This window comes from Soonwooa sp. (assembly GCF_030151385.1).
Classification (GTDB): Bacteria; Bacteroidota; Bacteroidia; order Flavobacteriales; family Weeksellaceae; genus Soonwooa.
This window is the reverse complement of record NZ_JASLDS010000044.1, coordinates 17,744-41,544: the sequence shown is the minus strand read 5'-3', so window position 1 is coordinate 41,544 and position 23,801 is coordinate 17,744. Positions and strand designations below refer to the sequence as shown.

At 35.9% G+C, this 23,801-nt stretch carries 21 protein-coding genes; 7 read left to right on the top strand and 14 right to left on the bottom strand.

What is annotated here, in order from left to right:
* Positions 1-14: 14 nt before the first annotated feature.
* The 6 genes from Q1V95_RS07525 to Q1V95_RS07500 form a co-directional block, all read right to left on the bottom strand.
* On the bottom strand, positions 15-305 hold the full coding sequence (locus tag Q1V95_RS07525) for a transcriptional regulator (RefSeq protein WP_300672323.1): 291 nt from the start codon (positions 303-305) through the stop codon (positions 15-17).
* Positions 306-332: 27 nt separating this feature from the next.
* A complete protein-coding gene (locus Q1V95_RS07520; protein WP_300672321.1) occupies positions 333-956 on the bottom strand; it encodes a hypothetical protein in 624 nt (207 codons plus the stop codon).
* Between the two features lie 86 nt (positions 957-1,042).
* On the bottom strand, positions 1,043-1,462 hold the full coding sequence (locus Q1V95_RS07515) for a hotdog fold thioesterase (protein WP_300672319.1): 420 nt from the start codon (positions 1,460-1,462) through the stop codon (positions 1,043-1,045).
* A gap of 1 nt (position 1,463) precedes the next feature.
* A complete protein-coding gene (locus Q1V95_RS07510) occupies positions 1,464-2,264 on the bottom strand; it encodes an enoyl-CoA hydratase-related protein (protein ID WP_300672317.1) in 801 nt (266 codons plus the stop codon).
* A 118-nt stretch (positions 2,265-2,382) separates the two neighbouring features.
* Positions 2,383-3,081, bottom strand: coding sequence for a hypothetical protein (locus Q1V95_RS07505; RefSeq protein ID WP_300672315.1), 699 nt, complete (start codon positions 3,079-3,081; stop codon positions 2,383-2,385).
* Positions 3,082-3,099: 18 nt separating this feature from the next.
* Positions 3,100-3,357: a hypothetical protein gene (locus Q1V95_RS07500; protein ID WP_300672313.1), complete on the bottom strand. Its 258-nt coding sequence runs from the start codon at positions 3,355-3,357 to the stop codon at positions 3,100-3,102.
* A 648-nt stretch (positions 3,358-4,005) separates the two neighbouring features.
* Here Q1V95_RS07500 and clpB point away from each other — a divergent pair.
* A complete protein-coding gene (gene clpB, locus Q1V95_RS07495) occupies positions 4,006-6,597 on the top strand; it encodes an ATP-dependent chaperone ClpB (RefSeq protein ID WP_300672311.1) in 2,592 nt (863 codons plus the stop codon).
* Between the two features lie 83 nt (positions 6,598-6,680).
* Here the strand turns inward: clpB and Q1V95_RS07490 are convergent, their stop codons facing one another.
* The 4 genes from Q1V95_RS07490 to Q1V95_RS07475 form a co-directional block, all read right to left on the bottom strand.
* On the bottom strand, positions 6,681-7,385 hold the full coding sequence (locus tag Q1V95_RS07490; protein WP_300672309.1) for an FKBP-type peptidyl-prolyl cis-trans isomerase: 705 nt from the start codon (positions 7,383-7,385) through the stop codon (positions 6,681-6,683).
* A 185-nt stretch (positions 7,386-7,570) separates the two neighbouring features.
* A complete protein-coding gene (locus Q1V95_RS07485) occupies positions 7,571-9,433 on the bottom strand; it encodes a M1 family metallopeptidase (RefSeq protein ID WP_300672307.1) in 1,863 nt (620 codons plus the stop codon).
* Between the two features lie 321 nt (positions 9,434-9,754).
* The gene (locus tag Q1V95_RS07480) at positions 9,755-10,465 is read right to left on the bottom strand and encodes an ATP-binding protein (RefSeq protein ID WP_300672305.1); all 711 of its coding nucleotides are present in this window, start codon (positions 10,463-10,465) and stop codon (positions 9,755-9,757) included.
* Positions 10,466-10,685: 220 nt separating this feature from the next.
* Positions 10,686-13,052 (bottom strand): outer membrane beta-barrel protein, encoded by a 2,367-nt coding sequence (locus tag Q1V95_RS07475; RefSeq protein ID WP_300672303.1) that lies wholly within the window; start codon positions 13,050-13,052, stop codon positions 10,686-10,688.
* A gap of 191 nt (positions 13,053-13,243) precedes the next feature.
* Here Q1V95_RS07475 and Q1V95_RS07470 point away from each other — a divergent pair, with 191 nt between their 5' ends.
* Positions 13,244-14,476: a HAMP domain-containing sensor histidine kinase gene (locus tag Q1V95_RS07470; protein WP_300672301.1), complete on the top strand. Its 1,233-nt coding sequence runs from the start codon at positions 13,244-13,246 to the stop codon at positions 14,474-14,476.
* Positions 14,466-15,152: a response regulator transcription factor gene (locus Q1V95_RS07465; protein ID WP_300672299.1), complete on the top strand. Its 687-nt coding sequence runs from the start codon at positions 14,466-14,468 to the stop codon at positions 15,150-15,152. Before Q1V95_RS07470 ends, Q1V95_RS07465 begins: the two co-directional genes overlap by 11 nt.
* Positions 15,153-15,197: 45 nt before the next feature.
* Here Q1V95_RS07465 and Q1V95_RS07460 read toward each other — a convergent pair whose 3' ends face one another.
* Positions 15,198-17,405 (bottom strand): M1 family metallopeptidase, encoded by a 2,208-nt coding sequence (locus tag Q1V95_RS07460; RefSeq protein ID WP_300672297.1) that lies wholly within the window; start codon positions 17,403-17,405, stop codon positions 15,198-15,200.
* A gap of 250 nt (positions 17,406-17,655) precedes the next feature.
* Here Q1V95_RS07460 and Q1V95_RS07455 point away from each other — a divergent pair, with 250 nt between their 5' ends.
* Positions 17,656-18,444: a class I SAM-dependent methyltransferase gene (locus Q1V95_RS07455; protein ID WP_300672295.1), complete on the top strand. Its 789-nt coding sequence runs from the start codon at positions 17,656-17,658 to the stop codon at positions 18,442-18,444.
* Positions 18,445-18,506: 62 nt separating this feature from the next.
* On the opposite strand, the gene Q1V95_RS07450 is transcribed toward Q1V95_RS07455, so the two are convergent.
* A complete protein-coding gene (locus Q1V95_RS07450) occupies positions 18,507-19,385 on the bottom strand; it encodes an SDR family oxidoreductase (RefSeq protein ID WP_300672293.1) in 879 nt (292 codons plus the stop codon).
* A 218-nt stretch (positions 19,386-19,603) separates the two neighbouring features.
* Between Q1V95_RS07450 and Q1V95_RS07445 the strand changes: the two genes are divergently transcribed.
* Genes Q1V95_RS07445 through Q1V95_RS07435 form a run of 3 tightly spaced genes read left to right on the top strand, consistent with a single transcriptional unit; the run spans position 19,604 to position 21,113 of the window.
* Positions 19,604-20,176, top strand: a complete 573-nt coding sequence (locus Q1V95_RS07445) for a Crp/Fnr family transcriptional regulator (RefSeq protein ID WP_300672291.1) — start codon at positions 19,604-19,606, stop codon at positions 20,174-20,176.
* 60 nt (positions 20,177-20,236) lie between these two features.
* Positions 20,237-20,671, top strand: coding sequence for a DoxX family membrane protein (locus Q1V95_RS07440; RefSeq protein WP_300672289.1), 435 nt, complete (start codon positions 20,237-20,239; stop codon positions 20,669-20,671).
* A gap of 1 nt (position 20,672) precedes the next feature.
* Positions 20,673-21,113 (top strand): carboxymuconolactone decarboxylase family protein, encoded by a 441-nt coding sequence (locus Q1V95_RS07435; RefSeq protein ID WP_300672287.1) that lies wholly within the window; start codon positions 20,673-20,675, stop codon positions 21,111-21,113.
* Between the two features lie 56 nt (positions 21,114-21,169).
* Here the strand turns inward: Q1V95_RS07435 and Q1V95_RS07430 are convergent, their stop codons facing one another.
* Complete coding sequence (locus Q1V95_RS07430; RefSeq protein WP_300672285.1) at positions 21,170-22,492, bottom strand: DUF2931 family protein; 1,323 nt, start codon at positions 22,490-22,492, stop codon at positions 21,170-21,172.
* Between the two features lie 56 nt (positions 22,493-22,548).
* A complete protein-coding gene (locus Q1V95_RS07425; RefSeq protein ID WP_300672283.1) occupies positions 22,549-23,787 on the bottom strand; it encodes a hypothetical protein in 1,239 nt (412 codons plus the stop codon).
* Positions 23,788-23,801 lie beyond the last annotated feature (14 nt).

The window sequence follows — 23,801 nt, the reverse complement described above, 5'->3', positions numbered from 1 at the left end:
ACAAAAAAAATATACTATTTCCCCAACATCGCTTCCAAAGCATCAATATGCTTCTGGAACGCTTCTCTCCCAACTTGTGTTACACGATATGACGTACGCGGACGCTTACCAACAAACTCTTTTTTAACTTCAATATAAGCATGCTTTTCTAACGCCGAACTGTGACTCGCCAAATTACCATCTGTGATGTTTAACAGCTGTTTCATTTCGTTAAAGTCTACCCAATCATTGACCATAAGTACCGACATGATCCCAAGTCGTACCCTACTTTCAAATTCTTTATTGAGTAAATTAATATTAAGCATTTTCTAAAAATATTGACAATTCTAAACTTATTTCGAATCGTATTTCTTATACATCACCAAACCGTAAACGATATGCAAAACGCCAAAACCAATTGCCCAAAATAGCAATCCATATCCCAAAAAGAATAAGGATAGTAAGCCAAGAACAATTTCGGAAATTCCTAAATATTTGACATCTGTCAAAGTATAACGTTCTGCATTGACCAAAGCCAATCCATAAAATATCAAAGTTGCCGGAGCAATCATCGCAAAGTAATGTTGATAAGCAAGACCAATACAAAACAAACCGCCTGTTACCAACGGAATTGCAAAGTTAATTAATAAACGCTTTGTCGTCGCATCCCAAATTTTTTGATTTTGTTGTTTCGACTTTCTAGCAGTAAAAAAATATCCAAAGAACAAAGCAATCACTAAAATTCCTAAACCTATTAAAAATAACTTTCTAACAAAATGGAATTCGTAAACGCGTCCAGAATTATCAAAATAAGAAACTCCCTCGCTTTGAAAAACTTGATGAACCAAAAAAGCACCTACCAAAGCAGTAATTCCAGCAAAAACACCAGACAAACCACTCAAAGAAATGAACCTAGAACTGCGCTCCATCATTTGACGGATGTGTTGCAAATCGTTTTGAATATTATTTGATTCCATATAAAGCACTTTGAAATACAAAGTTAATAATAAAAATGAAAGTCCAAAAAATATTTTGGACTTTCTACAATTTTAAAACTAATTCACTATAAATCAGCTAGTTTCTTCCCGATTTTATAAACCGTACCACGGAAAGTTGCCATCAATTCGTTGTCTTGATTTTTGACCGTAATCTCGTATACCGCTGTTTTTCGCGTGTCATTTAACATAATGCTTTCAGCGGTTAAAGTATCACCGAGACGAACAGCTTTCATAAAGTTAATATAACAGTTAAGCGCTACCGCCGCGTCACCTTTCGTGTTTGAGGAAAAAGCCAAAGCCGAATCTGCCAAAGAAAAAGTCACACCACCGTGAACGGATTTTAATCCATTAATCATTTCCGCCTTTATAGGCATTTTGATAAGACAATAGTTTTCTTTAACATCAACCAACTCAACGCCCATCCATTGCGAAAACGCATCTCCGGAATATAGTTTTTGCGCTTCTTCAAAATAAGGATTGCTCATACTATTTTCCGATATAATTTGGTTTGCGCTTTTCTAAGAAAGCTGTAATTCCTTCTCTAAAATCACTCGACTCCGCAGCAGATTGTTGGTAAATCGACTCTAGATCCAATTGCTCTTTCAAAGTGTTAGACTCAGCTTCGAAGAAAGCTTTCTTCGTCAATCCAATCGCTTTAGTTGCAGCAAAAGAAAGATGTCCAAGGATTTCAAAAGACTTCTCCGCAAACTCTGCATCTGGGAAAACATCTGCAATCATTCCTAACTTTTTAGCTTCCATGGCAGGTACTTTTTTACCAGTAAAAGCAAGATAGCTCGCCAGTTGACGACCAATAAGTCTTGGCAAATAATAAGTTCCGGCAGTATCAGGAATTAATCCAATATTGGCAAAAGCTAAAGAAAAGTAAGCACTTTCCGTTGCTAATGTAAAATCAGTAATTAAGGCTAACATCGCACCAGCACCCACGGCAGGACCATTTACCAAAGAGATAATCGGCTTTTTGGAATGCGTAATCGCCTCAACCAAAGGATTGTAATAATCAATTACCATTCTTTGGATTTCGCGGTCATCATCAACATGGTCTTTAAGATCAACAGCATCTTTTAAATTTTGACCAGCGCAAAAGGCTTTTCCACGACCAGAAATAGCGATGCATCTTACGTTTTCATCTTTTCCAAAAGCTTCAACAGCAACACGCAATTCTTTTAACATCACTTTATTTAGGCTGTTAAAAACTTCTGGCTGATTAAGAAATATAACTTGTAATCTCCCATCAAAATGGGATTCAACTTCGAATTGTGTATACATACCAACAGGGTTTTCCCAAAGATAAAACTATTTGCAGACTTACAAAACCCGAATAAAGAAATTAAAACGCGACACATAGTTTAAAATAGCATTAACATAAAAACTTCCTTGGCGCACATCAAAAATCAATTGCATACTGCTCTCGAATAAACTTTAAAATTTCTACAAAAGAAGTCAACTCATTAATATTGGGGTAGATTTTCAAAAAGCTTTCAGGATTTGAATAGGTAAATTTATTGGTTTGCTTTCCCGATTTATACCATACAGTATAAGTATTTCCGTCTACCACCGATGCTATCGATTTTTCAATCAGCCAAGCCTTATCGTCTTCACTCCAAACAACGGTGTTCTTTGATTTTTTATATTCAAATGCGGATTCTATTGGTAAATAAGCAATATTCAACGCTTGTAAACCCAAGATCAAACGTTCTTCACCATCTTTGGAAACTAATGGCTCATGAATAGGCACTTTAGCACTTCCCGATTGAGAACCATTCTTTGGCAAAAACCATCGAATCATCTCCGATTTCCAAACTTTGCTATCAAAGTACATTCGAAACACTTGCCCACTGTTAGTAATGCCTCGGGATTTATAAATCCGAACTTCAATAGGATAATCTAGAGATTTTGGAAGCTGCGAATACTCCTCAAAGTCTTGCCCGAATCCCAAAATGGAGGCAAAAAGAAAAGCAAATAAAAATATCAATTTACATTTTGCGTGATGAACCAAATGTTTAGGAAACTTTTCTAGCTTCATATATTTCAGTTCTACTTTATCTGCGTGTTGCGAATATTCTAAAAATTTTGCGTGATTCATTTTATTAAATCAATGATTTCACAAAATTCCGTCGTGTAATTCATCTTTGAGAAAAATCCCAATTTGCCCATCAGAAAACTCACCAGCGACAAAATTCACAGATTTTTCTGGCGTACGTATTTCATATTCTTTAAAACGGTATTGATGATGTTTTGTAGGATGCAAAACCTCCACATTACGATCATAGCAATGCCAATAATGGTTCCAAATATTAAGACCTTCTACTCTAAATTCTTTATCAACTTCGATAAACGAAGCAAATTTCCAATTTTTCATGCTACTAATTTTCAGAGTTTAACAATATTCTAATTTACAATTTATCTTTAAAAATAATTTAGCATCAATCTAAATTAGAAATCAAAGTTTCACATTACAATGTTGGCAACGAGCTAGATCTATTTCTTCTGTTTTAAACAAATATTCTTAATTTAGAAAAGCCCGCTAACAAAAGACATCGGAAATAATGACCTCTCAAAAACTTACAAAAACAAGCAATTCGGAAATTTTGTCAAGTTAAACTTAGGTTAAATTTTAATATTTCGGAAATTTTGGCTTAATTTTTAGTGAATTTCACAAAAGAACAGTTTTTGCAAACTAAGATTTAGAATTAAATGATTGAATTTAGAAGTTGAGTTTTAAATGACAATATGAAAGTAGTTTCCAAAAGATAGTTTAAAACTCAATCTCTAAAAACTTTAAAAAAGTTTCAAACTTCTTAATGCAGATGAAGATATTTCATCCTTAAAATTTAAACATTAAGAAAGCTTTAGGTTCGACCTAGTCAACTTAAGAAAAAAGAACTTTGCTCAATTTAGGAAATCATTAAACTGTTTTCGATTAAGGCAATTTAGCATCATGCTGAATTCCTTAATGTTAAAAAAGTAAACAAATACAACAAAATAGAATTAAAACACACAACATAATATGAACTTAAATCAGTACACTGTAAAATCACAAGAAGCCATCCAAGCTGCACAACAAGTAGCAATGGAGTTTGGCAACCAACAGATTGAACCGCAACATCTTTTGGAGGGAATCTTCCAAGTGGATGAAAATATATCGCCTTTCCTTTTGAAAAAATCCGAAGCTGACGCCGATTTGGTAAGAGCCAGAAACCGCGAAAGCATCGAGAAACTTCCAAAAGTTGAAGGTGGAAACATTTATCTTTCTCAGACAGCAAACAAAGTTTTGTTGGACGCGCCGAATATTGCTAAAAAAATGGGCGACGAGTTCGTTACCATTGAGCATCTTTGGTTGTCTTTAATTGAAGTAAATTCTCCAGTTTCGCAAATGTTAAAAGACATGGGCGTTACAAAAAGTCTTTTGGAAGGCGGAATTAAAGAACTTCGTAAAGGTTCGAAAGCGACTTCTGCAAGTTCTGAGGAAACTTATCAAAGTTTAAATAAATACGCGAAAAACTTCAACGAACTTGCTGCTGAAGGGAAATTAGACCCAGTTATCGGTCGTGACGAAGAAATCCGGAGAGTTTTGCAAATCCTTTCGAGAAGAACCAAAAACAATCCAATCCTTATCGGGGAACCTGGTGTTGGTAAAACCGCAATTGCAGAAGGAATCGCACATAGAATTATTTCGGGTGACGTTCCAGAAAACTTGATGGACAAAACTCTTTATTCATTGGATATGGGCGCCTTGATTGCGGGTGCAAAATACAAAGGTGAATTCGAAGAGCGTCTGAAATCGGTGGTAAATGAAGTAACGAAATCTGATGGACAAATCATCCTTTTCATCGACGAAATCCACACTTTGGTGGGCGCCGGCGGTGGCGAAGGTGCTATGGACGCTGCAAATATCTTGAAACCCGCTTTAGCAAGAGGAGAACTTCGTGCAATTGGAGCAACCACTTTGAATGAATATCAAAAATATTTTGAAAAAGATAAAGCCCTTGAAAGACGTTTTCAAAAAGTAATGGTAGAAGAGCCAGATACAGAATCGGCGATTTCGATTTTGAGAGGTATTAAAGATAAATACGAGGCGCACCACAAAGTTCGTATCAAAGACGAAGCGATTATTGCGGCTGTAGAAATGTCTCAGCGTTATATTTCTGACCGATTTTTACCAGATAAAGCCATCGATTTGATTGATGAAGCTTCTGCAAAATTGAGAATGGAAATCAATTCTAAACCTGAGGAATTGGACGTTTTGGATAGAAAAATCATGCAAATGGAAATCGAATTGGCTGCTATTTCAAGAGAAGGCAACCAAACGAAAATCGACCATTTAAAAGAAGATTTATCGAAGATTACTGAACAAAGAAATAATATTAATGCAAAATGGTTAAAAGAGAAACAAAAATCTGAAGATTTAACCAACATTAAAAAAGAAATAGAAGCTCTAAAACTGGAAGCTGAACGTGCTTCAAGAGCTGGTGACTACGCAAAAGTTGCCGAAATACAATACGGAAAACTTCGCGAAAAAGAAGACCAACTTCAAAAGGTGGAATTGGAAATGCAAAACCATCAAAACGAATTAATTAAAGAAGAAGTAACTTCTGAAAATATCGCAGAAGTAATTGGAAAGTGGACTGGGATTCCGGTAACCAAATTAATTCAATCCGAAAGAGAAAAATTATTGCACTTGGAAGACGAATTGCACAAACGTGTGGTTGGTCAGGACGAAGCAATACAAGCCGTTGCAGATGCTATCCGTAGAAACAGAGCTGGTTTGAGCGACGACAAAAAACCAATTGGTTCGTTCTTATTTTTAGGAACAACAGGTGTTGGTAAAACCGAGTTGGCAAAAGCCTTGGCAGAATTGCTTTTCGATGACGAAAACAATATGACGAGAATTGATATGAGCGAATATCAGGAGCGTCACAGCGTTTCTCGTTTGGTTGGTGCGCCTCCAGGATACGTTGGTTATGATGAAGGTGGACAATTGACGGAAGCCGTGAGAAGGAGACCTTATTCTGTGGTGCTTTTGGACGAAATCGAAAAAGCGCATCCAGATGTTTTCAATACACTATTGCAAGTTTTGGACGATGGTCGTTTAACCGATAATAAAGGTCGCGTGGTGAATTTCAAAAATTCGATTATCATTATGACTTCGAATTTAGGTTCGCATTTAATTCAAGAAAATTTCGAAAAATTAGATGACAACAATTTTGATGAAGTTCTTGATAAAACAAGGGAAGAGGTTTTCGACCTTTTAAAACAAAGTTTAAGACCAGAATTCTTGAATAGAATTGATGAAATTGTACTCTTCCAACCTTTAACCAAAAAGAATATCGGAAAAATCGTTCAGTATCAATTGCGAGGTTTGAATACGCTTCTTGCTCAAAGAAACATTATGATGACCGCAACTCAGGATGCTTTGGATTATTTAATGAACAAAGGTTACGACCCAGTTTTCGGAGCAAGACCTTTGAAAAGAGTAATTCAGCAAGATGTTTTGAACAAGTTATCTAAAGAAATCTTAGCTGGAAATGTAAATGACGGCGACAGAATCACCATGGATTACTTCCCAGAAAGTGGTTTGGTTTTTAGACCAACTGAATAATTAGAAACTAAATTTTTTTCATATTAAACTAAAAAACCTCGACTAAAATATTAGTCGAGGTTTTTAGTTTTAGAAGCTTATTCTTATTTAACATTGACTAAATCTACGTCAAAAATAATCGTAGATCCTGGAGGAATAACACCACCAGCACCTTGGTCTCCATAAGCCAAGTCCGAAGGAATATAAAATCTATATTTCGCACCTTTGCTCATTAGCTGGATACCTTCCGTCCAACCTTTAATCACTTGATTCAAATTAATTTCTGCTGGCGTTCCACCTTGCTTATCGGTAGAATCGAACACTGTACCGTTCAACAGTTTTCCTGTATATTTCACTTCAACAACACTTGAAGCGCTTGGTTTTGTTTTACCATCACCTTCTTGCAAAACTTCATATTGTAAACCAGTCGCAGTTGTCTTTACTTTAGGGTTGGTTTTATTTTTCGAAAGAAAAACTTGCCCTTCTTTTTTATTCTCTTCAGCACCTGCTACTGCTTCAGCTTGCTTTTTTTCGTGCTGCTTTTGCATAAAAGATTGCATGAAGCTATTCATATCTTCAGCTGGCAATAATTTCTTTTTGCCTTCCATTTCTTCTTTGATAGCACGAGCCAAAAGATCAGCGTCAACTTTAAAACCTTCTTGCTTCATACCTTGAGCGATATTCAAACCAATATAATAAGACGCTTTTTGATCATCCGTATATTTGCTAGTATCTTGTTTATCTTCTTTATGCGCGCAAGAAACACTAAAAATTGCAACGCCTAATAACGAGATAACGTGTTTTTTCATTTGAAAATTTTTAATTTATATTTAATCGATTTAATAATAGCTGCAAATTTATCATTTAATACAGAAACAGCATTACTTTGAAACATTTTTAAGAACTAATTTTAAAGAAAACTATTTTGATGGTATTCCAACAAATCAATACCAATAAAAAAGAGCTACATCATTAAATTGTAGCTCCTTGTATTTTACAAATCCTTTCTATTATCATCTGGCGTATAATCCATAAACAAACCTCCGTCTAATTCTACAGATTTTACTTTTTTATTTGATGGAATATTTAATAACAATTGTTTTTGATTTTTCTCCCAAACTTCTGGTGTGTAATGTTTGGATTGTGTAGAGTTATCATCAAATTTTAAAACCACATCAAACGGAATTGCAAAGCCTCCAACATTATCAATTTTTAAATCAACAGTATTGTTATTTTGAGAAACCGAATTAATTTTTAAATCAATATAATAATTGCTGTAAAACCAATTGTTCCAAAACCAATTAAGATTCTTGCCAGATCCAGTATTCATCGAGTTAAAATAATCCCACGGAATTGGATGCTTCCCGTTCCAATTGTCCATATAATGATGCAAGGCTTTTTTGAACAAGGCATCACCTAAATAATCTTTAAGCGCCAAATAAGAAAGCGAAGCTTTAACATAAGAGTTATTTCCATAACCTGCACCCGAAACCTGCGTACTCATCGTGATAATCGGCTGATCTTGCTCGGTAGATGGGTCATTAATCCAACGCTTTACTCGGAAGTTTTTATAGAATTTTTCTGCGGCTTCTTTTCCAGAATGATCAATCCCAATTAGATATTCTAAAGTTGTTGCCCAACCTTCGTCCATAAAGGCGTAACGCGTTTCGTTAATTCCCATATAAAACGGAAAATAGGTGTGGGCAATCTCGTGATCGGCTGTCAATCTCGCATCTTGCAAATCATCAGGAACCGTACTATCGTTAATCATCATTGGATATTCCATATCAGCATAACCTTGTATCGCCGTCATCGCGTTGTACGGATACTCAACACCTGGCCAGTTTTTGGAAAACCAATCGATGTTGTAACGCATCCATCCTGTATATTGTTCGAAATCTTTTGCGCCAACTTTGTAACCAGATTGCACGCTAACACGCTTTGACTTTAGCTGGACACTTGACGCGTCCCAAACATAATGATTGCTCAACGCAAATGTAAAATCAGAAATATGATTGGCTTTAAACTTCCAAACATTCCAATCATTTTGTTTGGTTACCAATCCTGATTTCATTTCGGATTCGTTGGCAACAGGAATGATTTTGTCAGACTTAAGCGATTCTTTATAACGTTTCAGAAAAGTTGGTTGAAGTACTTCTTCGGGATTTAGAAAATCACCTGTTGACCAAACCACATAATTTTTCGGTGCAGAAATCTCAAAACTATAATCATTAAAATCATTATAAAACTCTTGTCTGTCCGAGTGTGGCAACATATCCCAACCATTATAATCGTCGTACACCGACACTCTAGGATAAGAATAAGCAACAAAAAAAGTATTTGGGTCGATCTGTCCCTCTCGTCCACTTTGTACAGACAAAGGATATTCCCATTCAATTTTTATTTCGGTTTTAGAATTAGAAGCTAAAGCTTTATTTAGTTTCACAGAAGTTACTGTTCCAAAATCAGAACTAATGTTATACTTCTCACCATTGACAATTAAGGATTTTATCGTTAAACCGTCACTTAAAAAATCTTTAGAAACATAACCTGAACGTGGCGATTGCGGCTTGTGAAGATTATTAACAAATCTAATGGCTAAAGTTTTCAACTCATCAGGGCTGTTATTAGAATACAAAATCGTCTCCGAACCAGAAACTATTTTAGTATCCGCATTTACTTTTACCTTGATATCATAAACACCTTTGTTCTGCCAATAATTTTTTCCAGGTTTTCCAGAAATATCTCGTGTACCTTTTTCGTAGGCTTTTTTAATATTTCTTGGCATATAAAGTTCTTGTGCAGAAACTTGCGAAAACAATGCAAAAAGAGCAGCACTAAATAATAACTTCTTCATAAATCTATAATTATCACTAACAAAAATACATTTTTTTATCAGTTATAGAAACTCTACAAAAAGTCTACAAATGCAGTTTTAAGAAACTACACAGCTAACAAACAAAGTCTTACAACATAAACAAGTTATATACATTTTAAAATTTCAATCAAAAAATTAACAAATGAAAAACGTTATCCAAATAATTTAATATAATTTTATACGAATTAATATTTTACTAACATAATTAGTCTAATGCTTAAAACATTAAATTAAAAATCTAATAAAAGAATCATACATAACATAAAGGCTTCCACATTCGGAAGCCTTTGTTATTTTATACTAAAGTTCTTTCTTTTCTAAAGATTCTATCAATCGAGACTTCATTTTTGTAAAAGCATAATCTTTAGCTTCGGCAAAAGACAAATGGTACTTTCGTTCAAAATCTTGTAAATCGACAGGGAAATCCGTCAGAAGCTTATCATAGAATTTATCCAAAACCTCATCGGTTGGCATCTTGTATGTAATTTTAATTTGGAAACGTCGCAGCAAAGCAACATCAATAATTTCAGGATGATTGGTCGCCGCAATCAAAAGCGCTTTATCAGGAAAATTATCAACCAACTGAATCATCGCATTCACCAAGCGTCGCATTTCGCCAACATCGTGATCGTCATTGCCTCGCGATTTCCCGAGATGATCGAACTCATCCAAAAACAAAACCGCTTTGTCACGTTCAGCTTTTTCAAAAACAAGTTTTAGATTCTTTGAAGTCTCACCAATTCTTGAAGACACAAAAGTACTAAGATCAAGAATCATCAAAGGCTTGTTAAGTTGTGTTGCAATTGCTTTCGCCGTCATCGTTTTGCCACAACCAGAATGCCCAGACAAGAGCAATTTATTATTAACAGGAAGATTATACTTTCGGAGTTCTTCGATGTATTTGTATTCTTTCAGAAGTTGTAGAAGCTCTGCTCTATTAGCGTCTTTCAAAACAACATCATCCAAAGTGACTTTTTCTCGATCAAAAATTACAAGGTCTAAAATATTCATTTACTGAAACAAAAATTGCGTATTTTACAAGTTATAAAGATACGCAATTTCTATGCTTGGGATAATTCGGTATGAAAAAAACACCCAGTCGTCCCTTCGAGTAAAAATCTAAAAGATTTTGTATCGAGAAGTTTTTTGAGAAAAGTTCTCGATACGATTTTTGCAAAATCTACTCGAACTGACGTTAATTTTCTTATCTCAAACTCTTATTAATTTAAGCTTACATTCTGCCCTGCTCATCTGCACTTTTAATTTTCTTAGTTGCTTTTAATTTTTGGTTTCCAAAATTGTATTTAAGCGTAACCGAAAAACTTTGCGCATCGCGATAGTCTAAGAAATAGTTATTTTGGTTGGCATATCGCGTAGAAATTTTATCGCCAGAAGTTCTAAAAATATCATTAAAATACAAACTCGCTTCCAATCTTTTTTGATAAAACTTACGATTCATAATTAAATAAGTCGTTGACGCTCCTCTAATTTTAAGATTGCCTTGGACAGCGCCTGTGTAGAACGTATTACCAACTTGCAAGTTCCAATCTGTTTTTTTATCAAAAGTGATGCTCGTCGAAATATTAGAGTTTGCACCGAAAATTTTATTCTTGTACAAATTGCCATCAACTCCGAAAAAGTAATTTTCGTTATGCTCCAGAGTTTCAGAAACACTTAGCGTCCACCAATCTTTTAAGGTAAAATTTTTGTAAATATCCACACCATAAGCTTGACCTTTTTGGATGTTGGTGTAATGATAAATCAGCTGATTGGTTTTGGGATCTTGATAAGAAATTTCCATCGATGGATCAACTTCTTTTCTGTAATAAAAGTCAAAATTCCATTCTTTAAAATTATAGGTAAAATTAAGATTATGAACAATAGTAGCCTTTAAAGCTGGATCACCTTGGAAGTACGAAAACAAGTTATAGTAGGACTTTGCAGGATTCAACCAGGAATAGCTTGGACGGCTGATACGTTTTCCGTAAGAGAAACCAAACTGATGTTTGTTGTCTGTCGTATACTGCGCATAAAAAGTTGGAAAAAACTTTAGATAATCGTTTTTGTTAACTTCATAAGGATCAGAAACAATACCTGTAAGAGAGGTATTTTCAGCACGCAATCCCGCTTTGAAACTCCACTTTTTCAGATCCAAAGCCAAAGATGCATAAGCCGCAAAATTGTATTCTTTATAATCAAAATCATTACCTTTTTCGGGACGGTTTTGTAATTCTCCCAATTCGTTATCGGCAAATCCCAAAACACTATTTGTTTTTACCAAAGAATATTTTGCGCCAGATTCGACCTCCCAACTATCTTTCTTCCAAGAATAATCCAACTGCGTCGAAAACAGTTTAATATCTTGTAAATTATTGGTGACAAAACGACTAAACTTAGGATCTTGATTAATAAAATTAAGATGCGTTTGGATATCTTCAGACTTCTTATAGTTGTTGGTAGCAAAGTAATTGATCCAAGTTAAACTAGAATTTTCGTTGAACTTTCTGTCCGCTTGGAAACTCACAGTATTGTTAATTGTTCTCCAATAATGGTTATTTAAAGTTCTATAAGTAGACTCAACTTGATTATTGGCATTTGTAATCTCCGTTGGAACATCATAAAGTCCTTTTGTTTTTGGACTAAAATAACCAGTGTAGTTAAGCGTAAAATTCGTCAAAGAATCCAATTGATAATCCGCACTAAAATTAAGTGTATTCTGGTTATGGTTGCTGTCTTTACGATTCATAATACTTTTCCACGTCGTACCACTTTCCTCATAATAGACCACATCGGTTCCTTCACGCAAATAATCGCCAGCACCTTTGGAGTAACTCAACATCGTAGAAAATTTATCTTTCTTGTATTGATGCGAAGTCGTCACCGCGCCTTTTGCATATTTGGATTGAATAAAACGTCCACTTAACGTGCCTTTGTAACCTTCGAGTTTGGCTTTCTTCATAACGATATTCAAAACCGCACTTCCCGAAGCTTCGTATTTTGCGGGCGGATTGGTAATAACCTCAATAGATTTAATGTCATCGCCAGAGGTATTCTCCAACAAATTCTGAAGTTCATCAGCCGACATCATCACTTTTTTATCATTTATCGTTATTAAAATTCCTGACGAGGATTTTATTTTGATGGTGTTATCAATAACATTAACGCCTGGCGTTTTCTTTAAAATTTCCCAAGCATTAAGTGATGAAATATTAGAATTTTCAACATTAAATTCTAAACGGTCAATTTTTCGTTTAACGACAGGTTTTTGCTTTGTCAAAACAACTTCTTGGATTTCTGATTCTTGCTTTTTTAGGACAATTTTCAGTTGGTCTGTCAAGTTTGCAAAATCAAATTCTTTTGAAAACGAGTCGTATTCCAAATCCTGAACAACAAATTTAGCATCTGACGCGACGTCAAAACTAACTTTTCCGTTTTCGTCGGTCATTTGACTTTGAAGCAATTCTCCAGATTTTGAAAACAGCTCGACTTTAGCACTTGGGATGGATTCTTTCTTTTCGTTGACGATAGAAATTTCTACTTTCTTTTGTCCAAAAAAACAAAGAGGAAGTATTAATAGAATAAAAACTAATTTTCTCATGATGTAAGATTTATGCAGCAAAATTCTGTTTAATTCTAAACAAAAACGGTTAATGAAAGGTTAATGCTCGGTTAATGCACTTTACATATACCTCAAAATTCTATCTTTGCTTCATGCTTTCAAAGAACAGAAACATCATTGTGATTTTCAGCCTATTATTCCTGATTCTCTTGGGAATACAAACTTTCTTTATGTACCAAACCTACGTCGTAAAGGAAAAAGAAATCTACCGCAATATTCGTGACCGAAGCGCTTCTCTTATTGATAAATTGGAAGAAAGAGACCGCAAAAATGAAGATGCCGTGATTAAAAACATTACGGATTACGCGACAAAAAAAATTACAGAAAAACAGTTTCTAGATTATTACAATGCGAAGAACCTCAGCTATCGAAAATTACTTTCCCAGTTCATGGACGAAGAGTTTAAAAAGCAAGGCTACGAAGTTGCCACAGAGCTAAAATACAAATCCATCCTCATTCTTCCCGATAGCATTGATCTTTTAAAAAAACCAATCAATCTTTATCAAACCGAAAGACCTGTTACTAAAGTAGGTTTGCAAACAACAGGAAGTTGGAATTCTGAATCATCTTCTATTAATGACACCACCAAAGTCTACAATCGTAGTGAGCATTTCAAGATTCTAACAGAAACCAATTATCAAATTGTCAACATCAAGCAGCTGGTATTTCGGGAGTTGGCATTATTAATTTCTTTGTGTGTTTTTATCCTTGGTGCGGTGCTTTGGTTATTTATTTTGACCGTCAGAAATTTAATTAAGCAACAGAAACAAGTTGCAGTTTTGCATAATGTGGTGGATAATATTTCACATGAATTCAAAACACCAATCGCGACTTTAAAAATTGCGGCAAAGTCCCTTAGCAAAAATTGGAACAAAGAAAATCTTCCACTGGTGGAACGCCAAATCCAACGTCTCGAAAATCTTATGAAGCAGCTCCACGATGGAGAAAACAAGGATGAAATCAACATCATCAATTCTGAAGATTGGACACATTTTGCGGAAGATTTAAAATTTTCAAATCCTCAAACCGAATTTGTTTTTGAAAATAAAACAGCCGATAATCTTCCTTTTGCAAAAACAAACATGGAAACGGTCGTGAAAAACCTTTGTGAAAATGGCATTAAATATGGTGCAACAAAGATTAACCTCAAAGTTGAATCTTCTGGAAAAAGCTTGTTGATTAGTGTTAAAGATAATGGCGACGGTATTGCTAAAGCGGAGCAGAAAAATATCTTTGAAAAATTCTATCGAATCCAAAGCGACAACATTCACAACACGAAAGGGCTTGGACTTGGATTGTTTTTAATAAAAAATATCGTCAATAAATATAACGGAAACATCGACCTACAAAGTGAAACCGGTAAAGGAAGTTTGTTTGTAATAAAATTAAATCATGAATCCTAAAATCCTTTTAGTTGAAGACGACGCCGATTTCGGGATGATCCTAAAACAGTATCTCGAATTAAGCGATTTTGAAGTTATTTGGTTTCAAAACCCTGAAGATGTTTTGCAAATCATAGAATCTCAATTTGACTTTCAGATTGGGATTTTGGATGTGATGATGCCGAATATCGATGGTTTTTCTTTGGCAAAGCATATCCTAAAAAAGCAAACCGATTTTCCAATTCTTTTTTTAACCGCTAAAAATCAAAAAATCGATCGTTTGACAGGATTAAAACTTGGTGCTGATGACTATATCTCTAAACCTTGCGATCCCGAAGAATTGGTTTTAAGAATACAAAATATTTTACGAAGAATCCAACCGAAAGACTACGTTGAAGAAACAATAAAAATCGGTGATTATATCTTAAACACAGTAAATCTTACACTTCAACATCCCAACGAAAAAATTCGTTTAACACTAAAAGAAAAAGATTTAATCCTTTATTTTCTTAAACACAATTATCAAACTGTAAAGCGCGAAGTTTTGTTGGAAACTTTGTGGGAAAACAGCGATTATTTCTCGGGAAGAAGTTTGGATGTTTTCATTAGCAGACTCAGAAAATACTTTGTTCACGATTCTAGAATTAAGATTATTTCGATACGTGGTGTCGGCTTCGAACTGGACTTTCCCGAATAAAAAAAAGACAGCCGAAGCTGCCTTTTATATGATTTAATTAAAATATTAATTCTTTGTAAATGTGAAAGTTTGCCCAGCTTGCACAATATCAAAACTCTTTTTGTCTTTAGTAAATTTCAATTTAATGTCCGCCATGTCAAACACAAAAACATTGTCTCCGTCATAAGTTAACGGAAAGGCTTGTTGGTCGCCTGCCTTCGCCATCAACGTTCCATTATCGTTGGTCAGTACAAATTTAATCGGCATTTGCTTATTACTGAAAGTTCCTGTAAAGTCGCTCACATTAATCTTCTCGGTTGGTGCCGCGCCATCCATTTTGAAAACATTATTTGCTAAATTAATATCTGGAAGATTTCCTTTTGGATCAGCAGTTACCGACACAATCTCTTTAGTAGTCGGCGCTTTGAAAGTCCACTCTGTATTTCTTCTCCAAATATCAATTGGCAAATCCAAAGCCTGCGTTGTTCCGTCTTTATACTTCACCTCCAAATTAACAGGAAGCGCCATTTTTTCTAAGTTAGCAACTGTAATCATTGCGCCTTTTGAGAAGTTAGAATTATCAACATATTTAACGCCTGTCACCGCCTGATCCAACTTCCAATTATTCTGAAACCAACTTCTCCAGAACCAACCCAAATCCTCTCCCGAAACATTTTCCATCGTACGATAGAAATCATCTGGAACTGGATGTTTGAAAGCCCAACGATCCACATACTCTCGGAAAGCTTTGTCGAAACGTTCTGGTCCAAGTACATTTTCGCGCAGAATCTTCAAAGCTGCGCCTGGTTTGTAATATAACAAAGCACCGATGCTTCCTTCTCTCATATTATCTGGCGCCGTATCTACAGGTTCTAGACGATCATTAAATAAATATCCTGTCATGGTTCTAACACTCGGATTTTTGTAATACTCACCTTTGTTAAAATTCTTTGTCGAAATATCATTAATAAAAGTATTAAAACCTTCGTCCATCCAACCATGTTTGCGCTCATTAGATCCAACAATCATCGGAAACCAAGTGTGCCCAAACTCGTGATCGGTTACGCCCCAAAGACTACTTCCTTTCGCTTTATATTCGCAGAAAACGATTCCTGGATATTCCATTCCATTGGTGATTCCCGCAACATTAACCGCAGCTGGATAAGGAAACTCAAACCATTGTTTAGAGTAATGCTCGATTGCAGCTTTCGTATATTCCGTCGATCGTGACCAAGCATCTTGACCATCACTTTCCACAGGATAAGCAGAAATTGCCAAGGACTTTTTACCCGACGGCAAATCGATTCTTGCTGCATCTAAGATAAAAGCTGAAGACGCTGCAAATGCAAAGTCACGGCTTTTAGTCATTTTAAACTTCCAAGTTTTAGTACCTGTACTTTTTGTTGCCGTATTGGCTTCGGCAGCTGTACGAATGCTCACCGTTTTTTCGCTGTTTGCCGCTTCGTTCCACTTTCTGTTTTGCTCTGCCGTATATACATCTTTTTGATTAAGTAATTCTCCAGAACCAACCACATAAAGATTATTCGGTGCCGTAATGCTTACATCAAAATTCCCGTATTCTAAATAGAATTCCGATGGTCCGAGATAAGGAATCGTATTCCAACCTTTGATATCATCATAAACAGCAACACGCGGATACCATTGTGCAACGGTAAATATTTTTCCATTTTTGGTTTGTAGGACACCCATTCTGTCTGCACCATCTTCAGGCGAAACAAAAGAATATTCAATGCTAATTTTTGTGCTTCCACCATTGGCTTTTAACTCCTTTGGAAGATCAACTTGCATCTGCGCATCGGTGATAAGGTATTTCGCGTCCTTACCATCAACTTTAACAGATTTAATGGTATAACCTCCTTCGAAAGTCGAATCACTAGAACCGTATCTCGAATTGGTCGTTGGAATCATCGCACTTCCGCGAGATTCTTTTTTAAATAAATTTTGATCCAGTTGAAACCAAATAAACTTCAACGCATCTGGACTATTGTTGGTATAAGAAACTTCCGCCGAACCAGTAAATTTGTTCTGCGTGTCATCCAAAGTAATATTCAAATTGTAGTTAACCGCTTGCTGCCAATACTTCGGACCTGGCTGTCCACTTGCCGATCGAAATTCATTACCATTATACATATAAAACGGTTCTTTGAAAACATCTTTATAATCGTAATTACCTTTTTGCTGCGCCAAAACATTCGTACTAAACAGAAATGTCGCCGCGATTGCTATGCTGCTTGATAAAAATTTGATTTTCATTAAAATATTTTTAAAATTGGTTGGTTAAAACTTATGATTGTTACAAAAGGATTTCTAACAAAGTTATAAATAAAAAACTTTTGCATTTCTAATATGCTTTTAAAACTAATTTTTGATTCAGAAATTCCGCATCGCATATTTTTTAAATAAGAGCCTGTTTTAAAAATTTTATCAAAATTATTAGAATTCCTAACTTCACCATTCATTTGAAGTTGTGTATAAAAAGCTTCATTTTCAAAATATAAAATCTATGGAAAATAATATTGACTTCTTGCAACATAACCAAGCCGCTTGGAACGAGCAGGCTTCGCAACAACGAGAATGGTCAAAGCCTGTTACTGCGGAACAAACTAAAGCAGCAAAGCTTGGAGATTGGGAAGTTCACCTAACGCCATCGCCGCTTGATAAAAAATGGTTGGGCGATATTTCGGGTAAAAAAATACTTTGCTTAGCTTCGGCTGGTGGGCAGCAAGCCCCAATTTTGGCAGCAGCAGGCGGAATTGTAACGGTTTTCGACCTTTCGGATGAGCAGCTGAAAATGGACGAAATGGTAGCACAACGCGATGGAATTTCTTTAGAAACAGTTCGTGGTGATATGACCGATTTATCGGTTTTTGCTGATGACAGTTTTGACATTGTCTTCCATCCGATTTCCAACCATTATGTCGAACATGTTGAGAAAGTTTGGAGTGAATCTTATAGGGTTTTACGAAAAGGTGGAATTTTGTTAGCAAGCTTTTTTAACCCTGTGGTTTTCGTAGCAGACAGAAATCCTGAAGATCGCAAAAATGGCATTATGCGTCCAAAATACAAACTGCCGTATGCGGATATTAAAGATTTATCACAAACTGAAATTGAGGGAAAGTTAGAGAGAAATGAAGCTTTGGTTTTTGGACATTCGTTGCAAAGTTTATTGGGTGGACAGATGAAAGCTGGCTTTGTAATCACGGATTACTTTGAAGAAGATCAGCCTAATCCAAGATTTTTAATCGACGAGTTTCTGCCAACCTTTATTGCTACACGAGCTTTAAAAATGTAAAAAACGAAGTACAAAAAAGCGCAAATCAAAATTATTTTGATTTGCACTTTTTGATTTATTAATTATCCGTTCTTCTTCGCTTTGATCATGGCTTCCAGTTGATCCCACATTTCGGATGGAATTTGATCCAACATATTGAATTGTCCTGCACCTTGCAGCCACTCGCCACCATCGATGGTAACGACTTCGCCATTAACATAAGCCGAAAAATCAGACACCAAATAAGCTGCCAAGTTCGCTAACTCTTGGTGATCGCCAACGCGACGCAACGGCACTTTTTTGGTCATATCGAATTTCTCCTGCAAATCTCCAGGAAGTAATCTGTCCCACGCACCTTTGGTCGGGAATGGCCCTGGGGCGATAGCGTTGGTACGGATTCCGTATTTTGCCCACTCGACTGCCAAACTTCTTGTCATCGCTAAAACACCTGCTTTTGCCGTTGCTGACGGCACAACATAGGCTGAACCAGTCCAAGCATAAGTAGTCACGATATTTAGAACTGTACCTGGAGTTTTGGAATCAATCCAATGTTTACCAATCGAAAGTGTACAGTTTTTGGAACCTTTCAGAACGATATCGATAATGGTATCGAACGCATTCGCAGAAAGCCTTTCGGTTGGGCTGATGAAGTTACCCGCCGCATTGTTAAGCAAAATATCAATCTTCCCAAATTCTTTAAGCGCTGCTTCTTTCATTGCCTCGACCTCATCGTAATTTCTGACGTCACAAGCGACTGCAAGGACTTTTCCGCCAGTTTCGGTTTCGAGTTCTTTGGCTGTGTTTTGAAGTTTTTCGAGGTTACGAGATGTAATCACAACTTTGGCGCCTAATTGTAGGAAATATTTGGTCATGGCTTTTCCTAAACCGCTTCCGCCACCTGTAACGATGGCTACTTTATCTTTTAATGCGTCTTCGCGAAGCATTGGTTCTGCGTAATTCATAAAAATTGTTTAGAGTTCGAAGTCTAAAGTTATGAATATTTGTCCGATATCCGACGATTTCTACTATTCGGCAAATAGTGTTTCGGAGCGGAATCTGCGCCCCGAGCTGAGTGGAGCTCATTTTGCGGAGCGCAGCGGAGCAAAATAGCGGGAACGGAGCGCGGAAAAGGCGCCCAAATAAATTTTGTTTTATACATTTGGGAGACAATTGGACGGACATGGAAATTTTCTGGACGCATTTGCGGAAATTTGTGGCGATTGACGAAGCGGAATATGCGGCGGTTACAGCGTATTTCGAGGTTTTGGAATGCAAGAAAAAGGAGAATTTGTTGGCGGAAGGTGAGCTTTCGAAATTCAATTATTTTGTGTTAAATGGTTGTTTACGAAAGTTTTTTGTGAAGCAAAATGGTTCGGAACAGACGACGCAGTTTGCGCTGGAAACGTGGTGGATAGCGGATTTGTTTAGTTTCGAGAAACAGCAAGTTGCGGATTGTTACATTCAGGCAGTTGAAAAGTCGACGGTTTTGCGGATTTCTTATCAGAATTATGTTAAGCTTTTGACTGAACATCCCGTTATGGAAAGCTATTTCAGAAAGATTTATCAAATAAATACGGCGGCCTCGGAAAGGCGAATTCGGTATTTGTACGAATTCTCGCGGGAGGAATCTTATCTGCATTTTCGGAATTTGTTTCCGGAATTTATTCAGCGGATTCCGCAGTATTTATTGGCTTCTTACTTGGGTTTTACGCCCGAATATTTGAGCGAAATAAGGGCGAAGTTACGTTCTTAAACTGGTTTAAGTTTTTTGGGAAAATAATATCGGAAATTTGTCTCAACAAAAATGAAATAAATGTCCAATACAAAATTTTCCATCGCTCAACTTTTCCTACGAATTGCCTTAGCTGTCACGATGTTTTCCGCAGTAGCTGACCGTTTTGGATTTTGGGGAAGCAACGCCGCTTGGGGAAACTGGGCTGCTTTTGAAGAGTACACGCGAACTTTAACTTTTTTTCTTCCGAGTTTTCTAAGTAAAGTCGGTGCCTATATTGCCACTTTTTGCGAAATTGTGTTTTCGATATTGCTGCTAATTGGCTTCAAAACGAAGATTATAGCTTCTGCAACTTCACTTTTACTTCTTAGCTTCGGAATCGCGATGACAATTGCCTTAGGTGTTAAAGCGCCTTTGGATTATTCGGTTTGGACAAGCACAGCAGCGGCTTTTCTATTGGCTACACAAAATAAATTTTCCTTTAGTATCGACGAATTAATCAATAAAAATAAATAATATGTCACAAAGATTGAATATGGCCAAATCTGCGCCAGAAGCCTACAAAGCAATGATTGCACTGGACGCCACAATGGGAGCGTCATCACTGAGCAATATCCAAAAAGAGCTTATCAAAATAAGAGCGTCTCAAATTAATGCTTGCGCCTTCTGCATCGACATGCATACGAAAGATGCGCTAAAATATGGCGAAACGCCACAACGTATTTTCTTGCTGAACGCATGGTGGGAAACGACTTTGTACACGGACGAGGAAAAGGTTTTGCTGAAAATGACGGAGGAAATCACCAAAATTTCGGAAAATGGATTGACAGAGGAAACTTATCAAAATGCATTGAAATTGTTTACCGAGCAACAAATCGGCGAAATTATTATGGCAATAACTATCATCAACGCTTGGAACCGAATCGGTATCAGCACGCATTTGCAATTGCCAAAGTAATATTCCTGAACATAAAATAACCGCTTCGATTGAGGCGGTTATTGTTTTTAGAAATTTTACTCGTTCTTTATTTTTTTAGAGGAGATTTTCAAAGATTCTATTTTTTGAAATGTTACAGATTGGTCTTTGGATTTTAGCTTAACCTCAACTTTTTGAAAATCTGTCGTTATTGCAATATCAAAACTAAGAGGCTCCGCAGGATTTGTTTTTGACAACTTATCAAAATTGTTATAAATCTCGTCCTCGTCGAATGATAAAAACGCTTTATACTTTACATCTCCTTTGATAAACACAAAATAAATGTAGACTGGAAGCGCCTGCATCTGTGATTTCATATTCGTGATAGCATCATTATAAAACAAATCTCTTTCTCCATTGAAGAAAAGCATTTCAATTGAAGAACGTGTTTGCCCAACTTGGTTAATGTCGATTTTCCAATTGTATTTTTTCCTATATTTTTCTGTCCACAATCCAAAAGGAATTGGTTTGATATTATGAACAATGCGCCTGTTTTGTAGGTCATTTTCACAAGTACAAGTATCGGTTAAGACCTTTTGTCTCTCGGATGAACTAACAACATCATAATCTTTGAGGGATTTTGCGTCCATTTCTTTAGCCTTATAAATCCCCAGTTCTCTGGCTTTATGAGAACTCGAAATCCACAACACGACATTTCCGCCAGGTGCGATACCAGCTACTAATTCACTGTATTTACTATCGATTAACCCCTTCATATCTCCATTAATGTCCCATTTGTAAGTCGTTTTAAAATTTTGCGAAATTTTGTCTTTATCCAATTTTGTTTTTAGTCCATAATATTTGTCTTCTACGAAAGAGTACCAATAAAGCTTCAAACTATCTGGAATGACGACGCCTCCGTTGGAGATGCTGGTCGTATTATCGCCAGCGCCCCATATCATGCTGTAAACTTTGCCCGTTTCCAAGAGCACGCCAGAAGTTCGGTCTCCTATCACTGACAGCGTAAATTTGCTATCTGTTAATAATTTTATCGGATAACCTTCCGGTGTAGAAATCCCCTGTGAGTAATCGTATTTTTCGGTTCTGTTATACACCTGTTCGTTATTGTAGAGCGCTCTTTCTTCTTTGGATGACAATAAAATCGTAGTAAAACAGATGCAAAAAAATGCGACACAGGTAATATAAAGTGCATTGGGCTTTCTTTTGAAAATGTAGCCTACTAACAGCAATATCAAAAATTGAAGTGGTATCGCAAGCAAAATAAGCACTATACCAACCAACTCTTGCGGAACGTAGCCACTGCTGTGAACAATCTGAAATTGCAGCAAAAAAAAGTATATCAATAGCTCTACAAAACCTACTCCTAAAGCGTACAGAAAAATTTTTAAATAGTAATTCATCAGTGTTTTAATTGTTTATAGGAATCGGAATACTACATTTTATCACTAAGTAAAAATTACTTTGCCAGTTTTTTAAAAAACTCAAACTCATCTTTCCCTAGTTTTCCGTGATAGCGGTCAGAATCATCAACTATAGTTTGTACAACATCCTCTTTTTTATCGATTTTTTTATCTTTTATTTTACCCTTCTCATCATAAGTTATGGTCGTTATATCTTTTTTAGTGTAAGTTTTTTTTGTTCGAAGTTTGCCATACTCATACAATTCATAACTCTGTGAATTGTACAATTCTTTAGATTCTTCACCTCCTTCATTATCATATTTAATCAGCTGTCCGGGAGTTTCAATCTCTGATAACTTGCCATTTGAATTATATTTCTTAAAAATTTTCTTTCCAAAATCCATATCTGCAACAAGTTTATTATTTTGATATCGAATCTTGCTTATAGGAACGTCATCGGTATAAGTCGTAATGATAGAATCACTTTGTGACAGATTTGCATTCTTCTTTACCTCAGTTATTTTGATTCTATATTGCCCTGAAGCCTCTTTTTGAACATCAGGAAGCATCGTTTTTTCAAAGTAAAGCTGATTACCATTAAACCTTTTCTCACTAAAAAGGATACCTTCTTTGTAAATATTATAAAATACCTTTTTACCATCTGAATCAATAAAATCATGATCTAACAATCCATTTTTAGAAGAAAAAACACTTTTCCCTGGACTATCTGTTGTTTCAATAATTTTGTATGTTCCATTCTCAAAAGGAATACCATTTGCATCAGCAATTAAATATCTTCCCTGTTCATTTGTCGAAAGTGTTCCAACTCGGTTTTGCGGGATAAAAATTGTATCGCCTTTTTTAGTAGGTGCTTCGTCATACCAACTTGAATATTTGGCAAGATAAAGTACCCCATTTCTAAAAACGATGGAGTTTTCCGTTAGTTTAAACTCTTTTAGATTTCCACAATCTCCATTAATTTTAGTTTGCGCGGTTGTAAAACTAATTTTCGATTTGTCAATTTTATACTTTCCTATGAGATCCGCGCTGCAAGCCTTCGAAGCTGCAATATGAAAGATGAAAGCATTGTCTTTTTCAAAACCGAAATAATCAAAATTGGTAGTTTGCGTAGGCTTTTCTGGTAAAGCTTCAAAATTCATTGTGCCGGACTTAGCATAATAACCAGTACGCTTCCAATACGTATTTTCAAGCTTTTTCGAGAATGCTTGTCCAAAATATGATTGCGGAACAAGCGCCAATAAAATTAGTGCGATTAACAAACAGTATTTTTTCATCTTCGTGTTTTTAG

Excerpts from the sequence above, each read along its gene's own strand:
- Q1V95_RS07470 (WP_300672301.1), top strand. The coding sequence starts at position 13,244 with ATGTACCAAACCTACGTCGTAAAGGAAAAAGAAATCTACCGCAATATT.
- Q1V95_RS07435 (WP_300672287.1), top strand. The coding sequence starts at position 20,673 with ATGTCACAAAGATTGAATATGGCCAAATCTGCGCCAGAAGCCTACAAA.
- Q1V95_RS07480 (WP_300672305.1), bottom strand. The coding sequence starts at position 10,465 with ATGAATATTTTAGACCTTGTAATTTTTGATCGAGAAAAAGTCACTTTG.
- Q1V95_RS07485 (WP_300672307.1), bottom strand. The coding sequence starts at position 9,433 with ATGAAGAAGTTATTATTTAGTGCTGCTCTTTTTGCATTGTTTTCGCAA.
- Q1V95_RS07460 (WP_300672297.1), bottom strand. The coding sequence starts at position 17,405 with ATGAAAATCAAATTTTTATCAAGCAGCATAGCAATCGCGGCGACATTT.
- Q1V95_RS07500 (WP_300672313.1), bottom strand. The coding sequence starts at position 3,357 with ATGAAAAATTGGAAATTTGCTTCGTTTATCGAAGTTGATAAAGAATTT.
- Q1V95_RS07505 (WP_300672315.1), bottom strand. The coding sequence starts at position 3,081 with ATGAATCACGCAAAATTTTTAGAATATTCGCAACACGCAGATAAAGTA.
- Q1V95_RS07450 (WP_300672293.1), bottom strand. The coding sequence starts at position 19,385 with ATGAATTACGCAGAACCAATGCTTCGCGAAGACGCATTAAAAGATAAA.
- Q1V95_RS07510 (WP_300672317.1), bottom strand. The coding sequence starts at position 2,264 with ATGTATACACAATTCGAAGTTGAATCCCATTTTGATGGGAGATTACAA.
- Q1V95_RS07430 (WP_300672285.1), bottom strand. The coding sequence starts at position 22,492 with ATGAATTACTATTTAAAAATTTTTCTGTACGCTTTAGGAGTAGGTTTT.
- Q1V95_RS07440 (WP_300672289.1), top strand. The coding sequence starts at position 20,237 with ATGTCCAATACAAAATTTTCCATCGCTCAACTTTTCCTACGAATTGCC.
- Q1V95_RS07465 (WP_300672299.1), top strand. The coding sequence starts at position 14,466 with ATGAATCCTAAAATCCTTTTAGTTGAAGACGACGCCGATTTCGGGATG.
- clpB (WP_300672311.1), top strand. The coding sequence starts at position 4,006 with ATGAACTTAAATCAGTACACTGTAAAATCACAAGAAGCCATCCAAGCT.
- Q1V95_RS07490 (WP_300672309.1), bottom strand. The coding sequence starts at position 7,385 with ATGAAAAAACACGTTATCTCGTTATTAGGCGTTGCAATTTTTAGTGTT.
- Q1V95_RS07525 (WP_300672323.1), bottom strand. The coding sequence starts at position 305 with ATGCTTAATATTAATTTACTCAATAAAGAATTTGAAAGTAGGGTACGA.
- Q1V95_RS07455 (WP_300672295.1), top strand. The coding sequence starts at position 17,656 with ATGGAAAATAATATTGACTTCTTGCAACATAACCAAGCCGCTTGGAAC.
- Q1V95_RS07475 (WP_300672303.1), bottom strand. The coding sequence starts at position 13,052 with ATGAGAAAATTAGTTTTTATTCTATTAATACTTCCTCTTTGTTTTTTT.
- Q1V95_RS07515 (WP_300672319.1), bottom strand. The coding sequence starts at position 1,462 with ATGAGCAATCCTTATTTTGAAGAAGCGCAAAAACTATATTCCGGAGAT.
- Q1V95_RS07520 (WP_300672321.1), bottom strand. The coding sequence starts at position 956 with ATGGAATCAAATAATATTCAAAACGATTTGCAACACATCCGTCAAATG.
- Q1V95_RS07425 (WP_300672283.1), bottom strand. The coding sequence starts at position 23,787 with ATGAAAAAATACTGTTTGTTAATCGCACTAATTTTATTGGCGCTTGTT.
- Q1V95_RS07445 (WP_300672291.1), top strand. The coding sequence starts at position 19,604 with ATGGAAATTTTCTGGACGCATTTGCGGAAATTTGTGGCGATTGACGAA.